15 protein-coding genes are annotated in these 14,741 nt (G+C 71.0%); 3 read left to right on the top strand and 12 right to left on the bottom strand.

Features of this window, described 5'->3' with window-relative positions; all coding sequences use genetic code 11:
* Positions 1-35 precede the first annotated feature (35 nt).
* From FRZ03_RS37410 to rlmN, 5 genes are all read right to left on the bottom strand, one after another.
* Positions 36-833 carry a maleylpyruvate isomerase family mycothiol-dependent enzyme gene (locus FRZ03_RS37410; RefSeq protein ID WP_146469549.1) on the bottom strand — a complete coding sequence of 266 codons (798 nt, stop codon included), beginning with the start codon at positions 831-833 and terminating at the stop codon, positions 36-38.
* A gap of 24 nt (positions 834-857) precedes the next feature.
* Positions 858-1,877 carry an ABC transporter ATP-binding protein gene (locus FRZ03_RS37405; protein ID WP_146469547.1) on the bottom strand — a complete coding sequence of 340 codons (1,020 nt, stop codon included), beginning with the start codon at positions 1,875-1,877 and terminating at the stop codon, positions 858-860.
* On the bottom strand, positions 1,877-3,478 hold the full coding sequence (locus FRZ03_RS37400) for an ABC transporter permease (RefSeq protein ID WP_146469637.1): 1,602 nt from the start codon (positions 3,476-3,478) through the stop codon (positions 1,877-1,879). The genes FRZ03_RS37405 and FRZ03_RS37400 overlap by 1 nt, the downstream gene beginning before the upstream one ends.
* 47 nt (positions 3,479-3,525) lie before the next feature.
* Positions 3,526-4,599 carry a thiamine ABC transporter substrate-binding protein gene (locus tag FRZ03_RS37395; RefSeq protein ID WP_146469545.1) on the bottom strand — a complete coding sequence of 358 codons (1,074 nt, stop codon included), beginning with the start codon at positions 4,597-4,599 and terminating at the stop codon, positions 3,526-3,528.
* Positions 4,600-4,801: 202 nt separating this feature from the next.
* Positions 4,802-5,908 carry a dual-specificity RNA methyltransferase RlmN gene (rlmN, locus tag FRZ03_RS37390; RefSeq protein ID WP_146469542.1) on the bottom strand — a complete coding sequence of 369 codons (1,107 nt, stop codon included), beginning with the start codon at positions 5,906-5,908 and terminating at the stop codon, positions 4,802-4,804.
* 163 nt (positions 5,909-6,071) lie between these two features.
* On the opposite strand from rlmN, the gene FRZ03_RS37385 reads away from it, so the two are divergent.
* Positions 6,072-6,290: a hypothetical protein gene (locus FRZ03_RS37385; protein WP_186785822.1), complete on the top strand. Its 219-nt coding sequence runs from the start codon at positions 6,072-6,074 to the stop codon at positions 6,288-6,290.
* Between the two features lie 81 nt (positions 6,291-6,371).
* Here the strand turns inward: FRZ03_RS37385 and FRZ03_RS37380 are convergent, their stop codons facing one another.
* Entirely contained in the window at positions 6,372-6,674 is a 303-nt protein-coding gene (locus FRZ03_RS37380) for a hypothetical protein (protein WP_146469538.1), read from the bottom strand.
* Between the two features lie 180 nt (positions 6,675-6,854).
* Here FRZ03_RS37380 and FRZ03_RS37375 point away from each other — a divergent pair, with 180 nt between their 5' ends.
* Both FRZ03_RS37375 and FRZ03_RS37370 read left to right on the top strand, forming a co-directional pair.
* Positions 6,855-7,316, top strand: coding sequence for a MerR family transcriptional regulator (locus tag FRZ03_RS37375; RefSeq protein ID WP_146469536.1), 462 nt, complete (start codon positions 6,855-6,857; stop codon positions 7,314-7,316).
* A gap of 141 nt (positions 7,317-7,457) precedes the next feature.
* Positions 7,458-8,498 carry an NAD(P)-dependent alcohol dehydrogenase gene (locus FRZ03_RS37370; RefSeq protein ID WP_146469534.1) on the top strand — a complete coding sequence of 347 codons (1,041 nt, stop codon included), beginning with the start codon at positions 7,458-7,460 and terminating at the stop codon, positions 8,496-8,498.
* Positions 8,499-8,502: 4 nt separating this feature from the next.
* Here the strand turns inward: FRZ03_RS37370 and FRZ03_RS37365 are convergent, their stop codons facing one another.
* The 6 genes from FRZ03_RS37365 to rpsB form a co-directional block, all read right to left on the bottom strand.
* The gene (locus FRZ03_RS37365; RefSeq protein ID WP_146469532.1) at positions 8,503-9,282 is read right to left on the bottom strand and encodes a VOC family protein; all 780 of its coding nucleotides are present in this window, start codon (positions 9,280-9,282) and stop codon (positions 8,503-8,505) included.
* A 153-nt stretch (positions 9,283-9,435) separates the two neighbouring features.
* Positions 9,436-10,659: a phosphatidate cytidylyltransferase gene (locus tag FRZ03_RS37360; RefSeq protein ID WP_146469530.1), complete on the bottom strand. Its 1,224-nt coding sequence runs from the start codon at positions 10,657-10,659 to the stop codon at positions 9,436-9,438.
* 140 nt (positions 10,660-10,799) lie between these two features.
* Positions 10,800-11,357, bottom strand: a complete 558-nt coding sequence (gene frr / locus FRZ03_RS37355; RefSeq protein ID WP_146469528.1) for a ribosome recycling factor — start codon at positions 11,355-11,357, stop codon at positions 10,800-10,802.
* 183 nt (positions 11,358-11,540) lie between these two features.
* Complete coding sequence (gene pyrH / locus FRZ03_RS37350; RefSeq protein WP_146469526.1) at positions 11,541-12,299, bottom strand: UMP kinase; 759 nt, start codon at positions 12,297-12,299, stop codon at positions 11,541-11,543.
* A 204-nt stretch (positions 12,300-12,503) separates the two neighbouring features.
* Positions 12,504-13,340: a translation elongation factor Ts gene (gene tsf / locus FRZ03_RS37345; protein WP_146469524.1), complete on the bottom strand. Its 837-nt coding sequence runs from the start codon at positions 13,338-13,340 to the stop codon at positions 12,504-12,506.
* 159 nt (positions 13,341-13,499) lie between these two features.
* Positions 13,500-14,390: a 30S ribosomal protein S2 gene (rpsB, locus tag FRZ03_RS37340; protein ID WP_146469522.1), complete on the bottom strand. Its 891-nt coding sequence runs from the start codon at positions 14,388-14,390 to the stop codon at positions 13,500-13,502.
* Positions 14,391-14,741 lie beyond the last annotated feature (351 nt).

Genomic DNA, 14,741 nt, shown 5'->3' with positions numbered 1-14,741 from the left:
GGACGACCGGAGCGGGCCCGGCGTCGTACACCGGCTCAGCCGAAGCTGGCGTGCTCCAGCCAGAGGTCCAGCACCTCGCGCTCGCCCACGACCTCCAGGCCGGGCGTGTCCAGCGGCAGCCTGCGGTAGAAGGCGAGCAGCACGGACGTCAGCGGGCCGCGCAGGGCGACCGTCGCCTTCTCGTGGCCGCGCCGCCAGGAGACGCCCTGGTCGCCCGTCTCGATCAGCCACTCGGCGTGCAGCGCCGGGTCGGCGTCGGTGGCGTGCAGATGGATGCTGCGGGCCGGTCCGCGCAGCCCGGTGGCCCACTCGCGCACCCCGGTGCGCTGCGCCCACTCCACCAGTTCCAGCCACTCGTCCAGCGCGTCGGCGGCGATCTCGGGCGCGACCTCGTAGGGCACCTCGACCGTGAGCGCGGCGTCCGCGCGGTGGACGGTGATCTCATGGGCCATCCGGCGGGCCCAGAAGCCGCTGGTGTTCACCCCGGTCCAGGTCCACACCTCGGTCTCGGGGCCCGCCTCGCGCAGCGCGCCGACGACCAGCTCACCCGTCTTCGCGAGCCAGGCGTCCAGCGCCGCCGGGTCGCCCTTGGCCTCGGGGCCGCCGCCGAGCGGGACCTGGCCGGGCGGGATCATCTCCTGGGCCCGGGCCCGCACCATCGCGTCCACCCAGCGCAGGGCCCCGCCCATGTGCCGCACCAACTGTTCCAGCGACCAGTCCGGACAGGTCGGCACGCGGGCCGACAGATCGGCGCCCGAGGTCGCCAGCTCTCTCAACTGGCTTACCTGGAGGGCGATTTCGTCACAGTAACGTTCGTGTGCAAGGTAGGTCATGGGCTCACCCTAGGCGGCGGACCCTCAGCCCAGCACGACGATTTCCGCCGCGTCGAACTCCGCGCCCACCGCGTCCCCGGCCGCCGGCGCGTCCCGCAGCGCGCAGGCCGCCTCCAGGCGCGGACCGCCGCCTCGGGGCTGGAGGCGCACGGCCACATGGGTGCCCTTGAAGGTGCGGGCGGTGACCGTGCAGGGCAGCCCGGCGTCGGCCGCGGCCAGCCGTACCCCGGCGGGCCGCACCAGCAGCGACCGGCTGCCCTGCGGTGCGTCCTCGGGCACCGGCAGCTTGCCCCAGGGGGTGTCGGCGACGGTCCCGGCGACGGTCGCCTCCGTGACGTTCTCGAAGCCGAGGAAGCGGGCCACGAACGCGTCGGCGGGCCGCTGCCAGACCTCCAGGGGCGTGCCGGACTGCGCGATGCGTCCGTCGCGCATCACCACCACCCGGTCGGCCAGCGCGAACGCCTCGCCCTGGTCGTGGGTGACGGCCAGCACGGTCATGCCCAACCGGCCGAAGAGTTCCCGCAGTTCGACGACCAGGCGTTCGCGCAGCGAGCGGTCGAGCTGGCCGAGGGGTTCGTCCAGCATCAGCAGCCGGGGCCGGGGGGCGAGCGCGCGGGCGAGGGCGACGCGCTGCTGTTCGCCGCCGGACAGCCCGGCCACCGCCCGCCGGGCCGCCCCGGGCAGCCCGACCAGTTCCAGCAACTCCCCGACCCGGCCGTCCCGTTCGCCCTTGGCCGCGCCCTGCATGCGCAGTCCGAACGCTACGTTGGCACCGACGTCCCGCTGCGGGAAGAGCTGGTGGTCCTGGAACATCAGGCCGACGCCCCGCCGGTGCGCCGGCACCCCGTTCTGGTCGTGCCCGGCGAGCGTCACCCGCCCGGCGTCCAGGGGCTGGAGCCCGGCCACGGCCCGCAGCAGGGTGGACTTGCCGCTGCCGCTGGGCCCGAGCACGCACACCACCTCGTGCTCGGCGACCTCCAGGTCCACCGCGTCCAGCACGGCCCGACCGCCGAAGCGCACGGTCGCGCCCTTGAGACCCAGCATCAGAACTCCCCCGTCCGGTCGGTGCGAAGCCGCTCCAGGATGAGCAGGGCGGCGGCGCACACCACCATCAGAATGGTCGAAAGGGCCATCGCCTGGCCGTAGTTGAGGTCGCCCGGGCGGCTGAGCAGCCGGGCCACGGCGACCGGCAGGGTCGGGTTGTCGGGCCGGGCGATGAACACGGTCGCCCCGAACTCGCCGAGCGAGACGGCGAACGCGAACCCGGCCGCGACCAGCAACGCCCGCCGCACCAGCGGCAGATCGACCTCCCGCCACACCTGCCAGGGCGAGGCGCCGAGCACGGCCGCCGCCTCCCGCAGGCGTACGTCCACCGCGCGCAGCACCGGCAGCATGGTGCGCACGACGAAGGGGGCACCGACCAGGGCCTGGGCGAGCGGCACCAGGATCCAGGACTGGCGCAGGTCCAGCGGCGGCTTGTCGAGGGCGATCAGGAAGCCGAAGCCGACGGTCACGGCGGAGACGCCGAGCGGCAGCATCAGCAGCGCGTCGAAGCCCCGTACCAGCCGGCCGGCGTCCCGGCGGGCCAGCGCCGCGGCGGCGAGGGCGCCGATCAGCACGGCGATGGCGGTGGCGGCGACGGCGTACTGGAGCGAGGTCCACACCGCGTGCACCGGCGCCACCAGGAACGTACCGCCGTCGGTGCGGGTCAGCGCCCGGTAGTAGCCGAAGCCGGGGGCGTCCAGGGAGCGCCGGACCAGGACGGCGAGCGGCAGCACCAGCAGCAGCGCGATGGTGACGAGGACTCCGGCGAGCAGCATCCGCTGTCCGGCGCCGCGCGGCCGGCGGGCGGTCACCTGGGGATCGACCAGGCACAGGGCGCTCTCGCGGCGCCGCACCGTCCAGGCGTGCACGGCGAGGATCGCGCCGACCGCGGCGAACTGGACGAGGGTGAGGACGGCGGCCGTGGACAGGTCGAAGACCTCGGAGGTCTGCCGGTAGATCTCCACTTCGAGGGTGGAGAAGGCGGGGCCGCCGAGGATCTGGACCACACCGAAGGAGGTGAAGGTGAACAGGAAGACCATCAGCGCGGCGGCGGCCACGGCGGGCGCGAGGGCGGGCAGCGTCACCTTGCGCCACGCCTGGAGGGGCGAGGCGCCGAGCATCCGCGCGGCCTCCTCCTGCCGGGGGTCGAGCTGCGCCCAGAGCCCGCCCACGGTCCGCACGACGACCGCGTAGTTGAAGAAGACATGGGCGAGCAGGATCGCCCACACCGTGGTGTCCAGACGTACGCCCCACAGCTGGTCGAGCAGCCCGCCGTGGCCGACCAGCGCGAGGAAGGCGCTGCCGGCGACGACGGTGGGCAGCACGAACGGGACGGTGACGACGGCCCGCAGCAGTTGCTTGCCGGGGAAGTCGAGGCGGGCGAAGACGAACGCGGCGGGCAGCGCGAGCAGCAGGGTGAGCGCGGTGGAGGCGAGCGCCTGCCAGCAGGTGAACCAGAGCACGTGCCGGATGTCCGGCTGGGCGACCACGTCCGCGATCCGTCCGAACCGCCAGCCGCCGTCGGTCTTCAGCCCGCGCGCCACGATCGCCGCGACGGGCCAGGCGAAGAACACGGCGAAGAACGCGACGGGCAGGGCCAGCAGCCCCAGCCGCGCCGCGCTCCCGCGCGACCGCCGTCCGCGGGCGGTCACTTCAGTACGAGTGACGTCCACGCCTTGACCCACTGGTCACGGTTGGCGGCGATCCTGTCGGGCGCCAGGGTCTCGGGGTGCCGGGCGGCCGGACCGTACGCGGTGAAGTCGGCGGGCACCTTGGCGCCGGCCACGACCGGGTAGACGTACATGTTCAGCGGCATGTCCTCCTGGAACTCCTTGGAGACCAGGAAGTCGAGGAACGCCTTGGCGCCCTTGGGGTTCTTGGCGTTGGAGAGCAGTCCGGCGAACTCGACCTGCCGGAAGCAGGTGCCGCTCACCACGCCGGTCGGGGCGGTGGCTGGCCGCTTCTTGGCGTAGATCACCTCGGCGGGCGGCGAGGAGGCGTACGACACGACGAGCGGCCGGTCGCCGCCGGCCTTCTTCCCCTCGGAGGAGCCGGAGAACTCCTGGTAGTAGGCCTGCTCCCAGCCGTCCACGACCTTCACGCCGTTGGCCTTGAGCTTCTTCCAGTAGTCCGGCCAGCCCTTGTCGCCGAACCGCGCGGCACTGCCGAGCAGGAAGCCGAGGCCGGGCGAGGAGGTGGCCGCGTTCTCGGTGACGAGGAGGTTCTTGTACCGCGGCTCGGCGAGGTCGGCGAAGGACCGCGGCGGGGTCAGGTGGTGCCGGTCGAAGTAGGCCTTGTCGTAGTTGACGCAGATGTCGCCGTAGTCGACGGGCGTGACCCGGTGCTTGCCCTGGTCGAGCTGGAACTGCGCCCCGACCTTGTCCAGGCCCTTGGCGGTGTACGGCTGGAACAGGCCGTTGTCGAGGGCGCGGGAGAGCAGGGTGTTGTCGACGCCGAAGAGGACGTCGCCCTGGGGGTTGTCCTTGGTCAGGATGGCCTTGTTGACGGCCTGTCCGGCGTCGCCGTCCTTGAGGACGCGGACCTTGTACCCGGACCGCTTCTCGAAGTCCTGGAGCACGCTCTTGGAGACCGCCCACGAGTCGTGGCTGACGAGCGTGACGGTCTTGGAGTCCGCACCGCCGCTCTGCCCGGTCGAGCCGCACGCGGACAGCGTGACCAGGCCGAGCCCGACCGCCGCGGCCACGAAGGTCTTCTTGTGCACTTGGTTGTCCTCCTGGGGTTGGCCAGGAAGAACGCGGCCCTGTCCGGAATGTCCGGACAGGGCGCAACAGCTTGAGTAGTGACCGAACTTCCTACCCAGAATGACCTGGGCGAGGTTCAGAGGGTCTGCGGCCCGATGCCGCACTCTCAGCGCTGTGGCGCTCCCCTGTCGGAATATGAAGATGTGATGGGACGGGCCCAGATTACCGCTCGGTGGCCGCGAGCTGACCACACGCTCCGTCGATCTCCTGCCCCCGCGTGTCCCGGATGGTGACGGGCACACCGTGCGCGGCGATCGCCTCGACGAAGGCCTTCTCGTCCTCCGGGCGGGAGGCGGTCCACTTCGAGCCCGGAGTGGGGTTGAGCGGAATGAGGTTCACGTGCACGGGCCGGCCCTTGAGCAGCCGGCCGAGCCGGTCGCCGCGCCAGGCCTGGTCGTTGATGTCGCGGATGAGCGCGTACTCGATGGAGAGCCGGCGCCCGCTCTTCGCGGCGTACTCGAACCCGGCGTCCAGCACCTCGCGCACCTTCCACCGCGTGTTCACGGGGACCAGGGTGTCGCGCAGTTCGTCGTCGGGCGCGTGCAGGGAGATGGCCAGCCGGCACTTGAAGTCCTCGTCGGCGAACCGGTGGATGGCCGGCACCAGCCCGACGGTGGAGACGGTGATCCCGCGCTGCGACAGCCCGAGCCCGTCCGGCGCCGGATCGGTGAGCGCGCGGATGGCCCCGACGACCCGCTTGTAGTTGGCGAGCGGCTCCCCCATCCCCATGAAGACGATGTTGGACAGCCGCGCGGGCCCGCCCGGCACCTCCCCGTCGCGCAGCGCGCGCATCCCGTCCACGATCTGGTGGACGATCTCCGCGGTGGACAGATTCCGGTCCAGCCCCGCCTGCCCGGTCGCGCAGAACGGGCAGTTCATCCCGCACCCCGCCTGTGAGCTGATGCACATGGTCACCCGGTCGGGGTACCGCATCAGCACGGACTCCACGAGGGTGCCGTCGAACAGCCGCCACAGCGTCTTGCGGGTGGTGCCCTCGTCGGTCGACAGATGCCGGACGACGGTCATCAGCTCCGGGAACAGCGCCTCGCGCAGCTTCTCCCGCGAGCCGGCCGGAATGTCCGTCCACTGCTCGGGGTCGTGCGCGTACCGCGCGAAGTAGTGCTGCGACAGCTGCTTGGCGCGGAACGGCTTCTCACCGATCCCGGCCACCGCTTCCTTGCGCTCGGCGGGCGTGAGATCGGCGAGGTGCCGCGGCGGCTTCTTGGCTCCGCGCGGCGCGACAAAGGTGAGTTCTCCGGGCTTGGGCATGGTGGTACCAGTGTCGCAGATCGACTCGGGTGGCCTGGGGCCGCCGGTTGCCACGGCTGTCGGCGGCGGTCGTGGCCGGTCGCTGTCGGGCGGGCTCGGACGGTCCGGAGACGGCGTGGCACAACGCGTTGACCCGGCTGTTGAGGTGGGGTGTGATCACCCCATGGGTCCTGGCAACGGCGAGAGGGATGCGGGCGTGGCCGACGACGCGATCGTCGCCGGGCGGATCATCCTCGGGCTGAAGACGCTATGTGATCACCTCGGCTGCTCCCTGCGTGAAGCCCTCGACGCCTACGTCGCACGCTACGAGCAACTGCGACGGGAACGTCCGGCCGACTTCGCCAAGAGCCACGAGGAGTACTGGGCGAACTTCCACTCATGACCCAATGGCCGCGATCTTGAAAGCCGTCATGGCAGCGATGTCACCGCGCCTTCGGGCACAGGGCGGGCACGCCGTCCAGCCTCAGTAGAAGACGCGATCGGCCACCTCGGGGAAGCTCCGGTGCTGCTGGTACGCCCTCCAGACGCCGACGGCCGCTTGCACGAACGAACGCCAGCACTGCTCGTCCCGATGTTGCAGATCTTGTGTCGCAACGTGGAGGCTCATCGCGTCCACCGGCGCTCGCCCCGCGCCGTCGCAGACACGGAAGCTGCCGTTCGCCGGGGCGAAGTGCAGCCAGCCCCCGTTCCCTTCGTCGTCAGCCCACCGGTAGATCGCTCCGTCGGATCCGCTGGACGTCAGCCGGACTCGAACCCATGCCGCCATCCGTCTCCCTCCCCGCGTTCAGTAGGGCCAAGCCTCGATCACCGTGCCCCCCTGTTCAATGGTCCTGCGGCTCCCCCTCCCTTCACGGGCGCAGGCAGCCGGCGGCGTCACCGACCCCCAGGACGGAACGGCCGCCGCGGTTTTTGACTTCGAGTACTTGAAGTTCTTACGGTCGATGAAGTGAGTGCACCAACCGCCCAGCGCACCTACACGATCAAGGAAGTCGCCGTCCTGACCGGCCTTCCGGCCAGCACGCTGCGCTACTACGAGTCGATCGGGGTGATCGCCCCGATCAGCCGCGGTGCGAGCAGCAAGCACCGGATCTACGACGAGGACGACCTCGACCAGCTGATGTGGGTCGCGTGTCTGGCCGCCACCGGCATGTCGGTGTGCGACATGCGGCAGTACGTGGCGAACGGGCGGCTGGGGCCCTCCGCCGCGGGCGAGCAGATCGAGCTGCTCGCGGAGCAGGAGCGGCGGCTGGCCCGCGAGGCCGAGTACATCGCCCTGCGTCAGCGGTACGTCCGCCTGAAGATCGACTACTGGGGAGCCGTCCAGTCGGGCGACGACGCCCGCGCCCGGGCGCTGTCGGAGCAGGCGCGCACGCTCGCCGACGAGCTCAAGCGGGCCCGGAAGCAGTAGTCCGGCCGCGCGCCGCCCACCGGCCTCGCGGCCCCGGCCCGGCTGCTCGGCCGACGCGGGTACGCCGCCGCGTGAGCACTCACACGCTCCCCCACTCACCCCACACCCCCCACGACACCGAAGACGAAGGAACCTTTCTTCATGCGCGTCAACGCCTACGCCGCTCCCGCCGCCGGTCAGCCCCTGGCCCTCACCACCATCGAGCGCCGCGACGTCGGACCCAACGACGTCCTGATCGCGATCGAGTACGCGGGCATCTGCCACTCCGACATCCACACCGTCAACGGCGACTGGGGCCCGCAGCCCTTCCCGGTCGTGCCGGGCCACGAGATCGTCGGCATCGTCACCGAGACCGGGTCCGCCGTCACCAGGCACCGCGTCGGCGACCGCGTCGGCGTCGGCTGCATGGTCAACTCCTGCGGCGAGTGCGCCAACTGCCTGGCCGGCGACGAGCAGTACTGCGTCAAGGGCATGGTCCCCACCTACGCCGGCACCGACCGCGACGGCACCACCACCCAGGGCGGCTACTCCACCCACGTCGTCGTCGACGCCGACTACGTCCTCTCGGTGCCCGAGAGCCTCGACGCGGCCGCCGCCGCACCGCTGCTCTGCGCCGGCATCACCACCTACGCCCCGCTGCGCCGCTGGGGCGCCGGCCCCGGCAAGAAGGTCGCCGTCGTCGGACTCGGCGGGCTCGGCCACATGGCCGTCAAGATCGCCCACGCCCTCGGGGCCGAAGTCACCGTGCTGTCGCAGTCGCTGAAGAAGCGGGAGGACGGGCTCCGCCTCGGCGCCGACCACTACCACGCCACCTCGGACCCCGACACCTTCGAGCAGCTCGCCGGCCGTTTCGACCTCATCGTCAACACCGTCAGCGCCGCCATCGACCTGAACGCCTACCTGGGCCTCCTCGCCGTCGACGGCACGCTGGTCAACGTCGGTGCGCCGGCCGAGCCGCTCAGCCTGCACGTCATGTCGCTCATCGGCGGCCGCCGCTCCTTCGCCGGGTCGTTGATCGGCGGCATCGCCCTGACCCAGGAGATGCTCGACTTCTGCGCCGAGCACAACATCGGGGCCGAGGTCGAGGTCGTCCCCGCGGACAAGGTCAACGAGGCGTACGAGCGGGTGCTGGCCTCGGACGTCCGCTACCGCTTCGTCATCGACATCAAGACCCTCGCCTGATCGGTCACATGGGGGCCGGCTTGATCATGGCGAAGGGGGCGCCGTGCGGGTCGGCGACCACGGTCATCCGGCCGGCCACCATGTCGAACGGCGGGGCGAGGACCGTACCGCCGCGTTTGACGAGGGCGTCCACCGTGGCGTCCACGTCGTCGACCGCGAAGTACGTCAGCCAGTGCGGCGGGGTGCCGGGCGGGTCGTCGGCGAGCCGGGTGGCGCCGCCCACGGTGCGGCCCCCGACCCGCAGCTCCCAGTAGGAGTCCGTGCCCTCCATCGGCTCGATCTCGATGCCGAACGCCTCGCCGTAGAAGCCGGTGGCGGCGGGCACGTCACTGGTGTGCAGCTCGTTCCAGATCAGCGCGCCGGGCTCGTTGACCACACCGGCGCCGAAGAACTCCCCGGGCTGCCAGACGCCGAAGACCGCGCCCTGCGGATCGGCGGCGAGCAGCATCCGGCCGAGCCGGCCGACGTCCGTCACGGGGAGGAGCAGGGTGCCGCCCGCGGAGACGATCGCGTCCTGGGTGGCCTGGGCGTCGGTGGTGGCCAGGTAGCCGGTCCACACGGTCGGCGGCTCCGGCGCCCCCTCGGGCGCGTGCTGCGGGGCGATCCCGGCGACGGGCCTGCCGTGCAGCTCGCAGACCGCGTAGCCGCCGTACTCGGCCGGGCCCGCCTGGCCCTGCCAGCCCAGCAGATCACGGTAGAAGTCCAGCGCGGCCTGCTGGTCGGGCGTCATCAGATCGATCCAGCACGGGGTGCCGGTCGGGTAGGGCTCGGTGACTTCGGGCATCTCTCGCACTCCCTCGCTGGGGGCCGGGCCAAGGGCCTCTCTGGTCACCATCGTGTCGCCCAACGCGGGCCCCCGCCTCTCGTGGCGGGGCGAGCACGACGACGGGCCCCCGTCCTGTGCGGGACGGGGGCCCGTTCGGGTGCGGCGCGACGGTCAGGAGCCGACGAAGAGCACCAGCAGCAGCCAGACCACCGGGGCCGTGGGCAGCAGGGAGTCCAGTCGGTCCATGATGCCGCCGTGACCGGGGAGCAGCGTGCCCATGTCCTTGATGCCGAGATCGCGCTTGATCATGGACTCGCCGAGGTCGCCCAGGGTGGCGCTGGCCGCGACCGCGAGGCCCAGCACCAGGCCCTGCCACCAGCTGCCGCCGTCGATCAGGAACTGCAGGCACAGCGCGCCCGCGACCATCGAGAACAGCACCGCTCCGAACAGGCCCTCCCGGGTCTTGCCGGGGCTGATCCGCGGAGCGAGCTTGTGCTTGCCGAAGCGCCAGCCGACGGCGTAGGCACCGGTGTCGCTGACCACGGTGAGGATCAGGAAGGTCAGGACCCGCCAGGGGCCGTCGTCGGCGGTCAGCAGCAGCGCGACGAACGTGGCCAGGAACGGCACGTAGAACGCCGCGAAGACACCGGCCGTGACGTCCTTGAGGTAGCCCTCGGGCGGTTCCGTCATCCGCCAGACCAGGACCGCGAGCGCGGTGAGCGCCATGGCGACCCAAGCGCCCTCGGCGCCGCGCACATAGCCGGCGACCACCATCGCCGCGCCGCCGACCGCGAGCGGCACGAGCGGCGCCTTGATCTCCTTGCGCTCCTGGAGCCTGCTGGTCAGCTCCCACAGGCCGACGACGACCGCGATCGCGATCACGCCGACGAACACGGCCTTGACGATGAACAGCGACGCGATGATCACCACACCGAGCCCGACGCCGACCCCTATGGCCGCGCTCAGGTCCCGGCCCGCGCTCTTCTTCTGCGGCGCCGGCGGCTGCTGCTGCGGGGCGTCGGGCATGGGCTCCGGATTCTGGATCGGGCTCGGGGTCGGCTGGGGCGACCCGTAGGGGGGCTGCTGCGTCCCGTACGGGACCCCCGGATCGTGGTGCGGCCGCTGCCCCGGTTCGTACGAGGGCTGCGCTCCCGTCGGGGACTGCGTCCCGTAGGGGCCGTACGGCTGCGGGGGCGCCGACGGGTGCGGGGCGCCGTACCCGGGCTGCTGCTCGTACGGCGGCTGCGACCCGTAGGGGGGCTCCGCGCCGTACTGCGGTGGTGTCCCGTACTGCGGCTGCGGGTCGTCCCGGAACAAGGGGCCGCTCAGCCGAGCGGCCCCCCGGTCGTCGTCCTGGTCTCCGCCGTACGCGGGCAGGTCGGGCACGATGGGCATGGGGCGCGTCTGCTGCGCCTCGGGCGCATCGTACGCGGGACCCGCCGGGGCGGCCCCGCCCTGGACGGGCCCACCGTCGGTGGGCCCCCAGTGGCCGGCCTGCCCCGCCGTCGGCGGCGCCCCCCAGGAAGAGTCGCTCATCAGACTTCGAGCAGCTCCGATTCCTTGTGCTTGAGGAGCTCGTCCACCTGGGCGACGTACTTCGCCGTCAGGTCGTCGAGCTCCTTCTCCGCGCGGCGGACCTCGTCCTCGCCGGTCTCCTTGTCCTTGACCAGCTTGTCGAGGGCGTCCTTGGCCTTGCGGCGCACCGAGCGGATCGAGACCTTCGCGTCCTCGCCCTTGTTCTTGGCGACCTTGATGAACTCGCGGCGGCGTTCCTCGGTCAGCTCGGGGAACGTCACTCGGATGATGTTGCCGTCGTTGCTGGGGTTGACGCCCAGGTCGGAGTCGCGGATCGCCTGCTCGATGTTGCGCAGCGCGCTCTTGTCGAACGGCGTGACGACCGCCATCCGCGGCTCCGGCACGGAGAACGAGGCCAGCTGGTTGATCGGCGTCAGGGCACCGTAGTAGTCGGCCACGATCTTGTTGAACATCGCCGGGTGCGCACGGCCGGTGCGGATCGCGGCGAAGTCCTCCTTGGCGACCACGACGGCCTTCTCCATCTTCTCCTCGGCCTCGAGGAGGGTCTCTTCGATCACCACTTGCTCCTGCGTGTCTTGAGTAAGGCCCGGCTGCGGTTCCCCGGTGGGTCGGCGGCCGGCTGCGTCGCGTCTTCTTCCTGCACGGTTCCCGACCGGCAGGACATTGTCCATCCCCCGGCCAAGGTGCGTCCCGTCCGTCCCTCGGACAGGTGGCGTACCCGGGCGACGGGGGCGTGCCGGTCAGTCCCGGCTGCCCTGGTCACCCACCAGCGTGCCGATCTTCTCACCCTTGACGGCGCGGGCGATATTGCCCTCCGCGAGAAGCTCGAAGACGAGGATCGGGAGCTTGTTGTCGCGGCACAGCGTGATGGCGGTGGCGTCGGCGACCTTCAGGTCCCGGGTGATGACCTCGCCGTAGCCGAGGGCGTCGAACTTGACGGCGTCGGGGTTGGTCTTGGGGTCGGAGTCGTAGACCCCGTCCACACCGTTCTTGCCCATGAGCAGCGCCTCGGCGTCGATCTCCAGGGCGCGCTGGGCGGCGGTGGTGTCGGTGGAGAAGTAGGGCATGCCCATACCGGCGCCGAAGATGACCACGCGGCCCTTCTCCAGGTGGCGCACGGCGCGCAGCGGGATGTACGGCTCGGCGACCTGGCCCATGGTGATGGCGGTCTGGACCCGGGACTGGATGCCCTCCTTCTCCAGGAAGTCCTGGAGGGCGAGGCAGTTCATCACGGTGCCGAGCATGCCCATGTAGTCGGAGCGGGCGCGGTCCATGCCGCGCTGCTGCAGTTCGGCGCCGCGGAAGAAGTTGCCGCCGCCGATGACGACCGCGATCTGCGCGCCGTCCCGCACGACGGCCGCGATCTCGCGGGCGATCTTGTGCACCACGTCCGGGTCGACACCCAGGCCGCCACCGCCGGAGAAGGCCTCTCCGGACAGCTTCAGCAGAAACCGGCCGCGTACTTTGCCGTCGTCGCTCTTCTGGGCCTTGTCGGTCATGGGAGATCCCGCCTCTTTCACGTGTTGCACATACGAAGAAGGCCATTGCCGGTGGGGTCGCTTTTCGCTCCCATACGCGGCAATGGCCTCCTCGTCAGATCTGCTGCCGTCCGCCTCGCACCCGGGTGTGGCGGTGTGCGCGGGCGGCTGCTGTCGACCCTATCGGGATTTCTCCGCGGGTCGCGCGCCGATCGCGGTACGGACTCAGATGCCGACCTTGATGCGCGTGAAGCGCTTCAGGGTGACACCGGCCTCTTCCAGCACCTTCTGGACCGACTTCTTGTTGTCCAGCGCGTACGGCTGGCCGAGCAGCGTGGCGTCCTTGAAGAAGCCGTTGAGGCGGCCCTCGACGATCTTCGGCAGGGCGGCCTCGGGCTTGCCCTCGGCGCGGGTCGTCTCCTCGGCGATGCGCCGCTCGGACTCGACGACGTCGGCCGGGACGTCCTCCTTGGAGAGGTACTTCGGGGCGAACGCGGCGATGTGCTGCGCGACACCCTTGGCGATCTCGGCGTTCGGCTTGTCGAGCTCGACCAGGACACCGATCTGCGGGGGCAGGTCGGGCATGGTGCGGTGCATGTAGGCGGTGACGTAGCCGTCGGAGAACTGCGCGAAGCGGTCCAGGACGATCTTCTCGCCGAGGTTGGCGTTGGCCTCGTCCACGAACGCCTGGACGGTCTTGCCGGCCTCGATCTCGGAGGCGAGCAGGGCCTCCAGGTCGGCCGGGGAGGTCTTGGCGACGTGCTCGGCGATGGCCTTGGCCACGGCCTGGAACTTCTCGCCCTTGGCGACGAAGTCCGTCTCGCACTTCAGCTCGACCAGGACACCGGAGGAGTTGTCGTCGGCGATGATGGAGACCACGGCGCCGTTCTCGGCGGAGCGGCCCTCGCGCTTGGCGACGCCCTTCTGGCCCTTGATGCGCAGCGCCTCGACGGCCTTGTCGACGTTGCCCTCGGCCTCGTCCAGCGCCTTCTTGCAGTCCATCATGCCGGCGCCGGTGAGCTCACGGAGCTTCTTGACGTCGGCGGCGGTGTAGTTCGCCATGAGTCTGTGAGTCTTTCTCGAAGTCTGGGAGATCTTCAGGTCGGTACGGTGCGCGTTCCGCATGTGGCCGCGGACCGCGTGCGTCGTACCGGCCTACGGGTGAACAGCGGGGGCGGACTTGATGGCACCGCCCCCACTGTCGAACGCTGACGCGGCAGGTCAGGCCTGCTCGGCCTCGGCGGCCTTCTCGCCCTCGGCCGGAGCGGCCTCAGCCGGAGCGGCCTCAGCGGCCGGCGCCTCGGCGGCCGGCGCCTCGGCAGCGGGGGCCTCGTCCTTCTTCTCACCCTCGAGCAGGTCGCGCTCCCACTCGGCGAGCGGCTCGCCCGCGGCCTTCTCGCCCTTGTCACCGGCGGCCACGCCGGAACGGGCGATGAGGCCCTCGGCGACGGCGTCGGCGATCACACGGGTGAGCAGGGTGACGGAGCGGATCGCGTCGTCGTTGCCCGGGATCTTGTAATCGACCTCGTCGGGGTCGCAGTTGGTGTCGAGGATCGCGACGACCGGGATGTTGAGCTTCCGGGCCTCGCCGACGGCGATGTGCTCCTTCTTGGTGTCCACGATCCAGACGGCGCTCGGCACCTTCTGCATCTCGCGGATACCGCCGAGGGTCTTCTCCAGCTTGGCCTTCTCGCGGGAGAGGACCAGCAGCTCCTTCTTGGTCAGACCGGAGGCCGCGACGTCCTCGAAGTCGATCTGCTCCAGCTCCTTGAGGCGCTGCAGACGCTTGTAGACGGTCGAGAAGTTGGTGAGCATGCCGCCCAGCCAGCGCTGGTTGACGTAGGGCATGCCGACGCGGGTGGCCTGCTCGGCGATGGCCTCCTGCGCCTGCTTCTTCGTGCCGACGAACATGACCGTGCCGCCGTGGGCGACGGTCTCCTTGACGAACTCGTAGGCGCGGTCGATGTACGACAGCGACTGGAGCAGGTCGATGATGTAGATGCCGTTGCGCTCGGTGAAGATGAAGCGCTTCATCTTCGGGTTCCAGCGACGGGTCTGGTGACCGAAGTGGACGCCGCTCTCCAGCAGCTCCCGCATCGTGACGACGGCCATGGCCGTATCTCCTTGAGTTTCTCGGTTGTGCCGCGTCCGCCGGACGGCGGTCGCGCCTGACGCCCGTGTGCGCCGTGCCGCGATGGACCGAGAGGCGCTTGGTACGGACCGTTTCCGGATGCCGTACCGGGGCGTGCGAAGTCGACCCGGTGACCCGGATCGCCAGAAGAAGTGTACGGGACCGCCGGACCACCGGGTGACGCCACTGTCCACAACCCGCGAGTAGCACACAGGAGACGGGGCCGGACGGCGGGGGTGCGCGACGGTGGGGCCATGCGACGACTTCTGCACCGGCCGGCGTTCTGGCCCGCCCTGCTCGTGGTGTCCGGCCTCGTCATGGTGTCCGCCCTG

Origin of the sequence: Streptomyces misionensis (genome assembly GCF_007896895.1) — a bacterium.
Classification (GTDB): Bacteria; Actinomycetota; Actinomycetes; order Streptomycetales; family Streptomycetaceae; genus Streptomyces; species Streptomyces misionensis_A.
The sequence above is the reverse complement of the archived record's forward strand: the minus strand, read 5'-3'. Positions and strand labels throughout refer to the sequence as shown.

What these genes read in the sequence shown, in the direction of transcription:
- FRZ03_RS37410 (WP_146469549.1), bottom strand. Translation starts at nt 833, where the DNA reads ATGACCTACCTTGCACACGAACGTTACTGTGACGAAATCGCCCTCCAG.
- FRZ03_RS37405 (WP_146469547.1), bottom strand. Translation starts at nt 1,877, where the DNA reads ATGCTGGGTCTCAAGGGCGCGACCGTGCGCTTCGGCGGTCGGGCCGTG.
- rlmN (WP_146469542.1), bottom strand. Translation starts at nt 5,908, where the DNA reads ATGCCCAAGCCCGGAGAACTCACCTTTGTCGCGCCGCGCGGAGCCAAG.
- FRZ03_RS37385 (WP_186785822.1), top strand. Translation starts at nt 6,072, where the DNA reads ATGGGTCCTGGCAACGGCGAGAGGGATGCGGGCGTGGCCGACGACGCG.
- FRZ03_RS37380 (WP_146469538.1), bottom strand. Translation starts at nt 6,674, where the DNA reads ATGGCGGCATGGGTTCGAGTCCGGCTGACGTCCAGCGGATCCGACGGA.
- FRZ03_RS37370 (WP_146469534.1), top strand. Translation starts at nt 7,458, where the DNA reads ATGCGCGTCAACGCCTACGCCGCTCCCGCCGCCGGTCAGCCCCTGGCC.
- FRZ03_RS37365 (WP_146469532.1), bottom strand. Translation starts at nt 9,282, where the DNA reads ATGCCCGAAGTCACCGAGCCCTACCCGACCGGCACCCCGTGCTGGATC.
- FRZ03_RS37360 (WP_146469530.1), bottom strand. Translation starts at nt 10,659, where the DNA reads ATGCCCATCGTGCCCGACCTGCCCGCGTACGGCGGAGACCAGGACGAC.
- pyrH (WP_146469526.1), bottom strand. Translation starts at nt 12,299, where the DNA reads ATGACCGACAAGGCCCAGAAGAGCGACGACGGCAAAGTACGCGGCCGG.
- tsf (WP_146469524.1), bottom strand. Translation starts at nt 13,340, where the DNA reads ATGGCGAACTACACCGCCGCCGACGTCAAGAAGCTCCGTGAGCTCACC.
- rpsB (WP_146469522.1), bottom strand. Translation starts at nt 14,390, where the DNA reads ATGGCCGTCGTCACGATGCGGGAGCTGCTGGAGAGCGGCGTCCACTTC.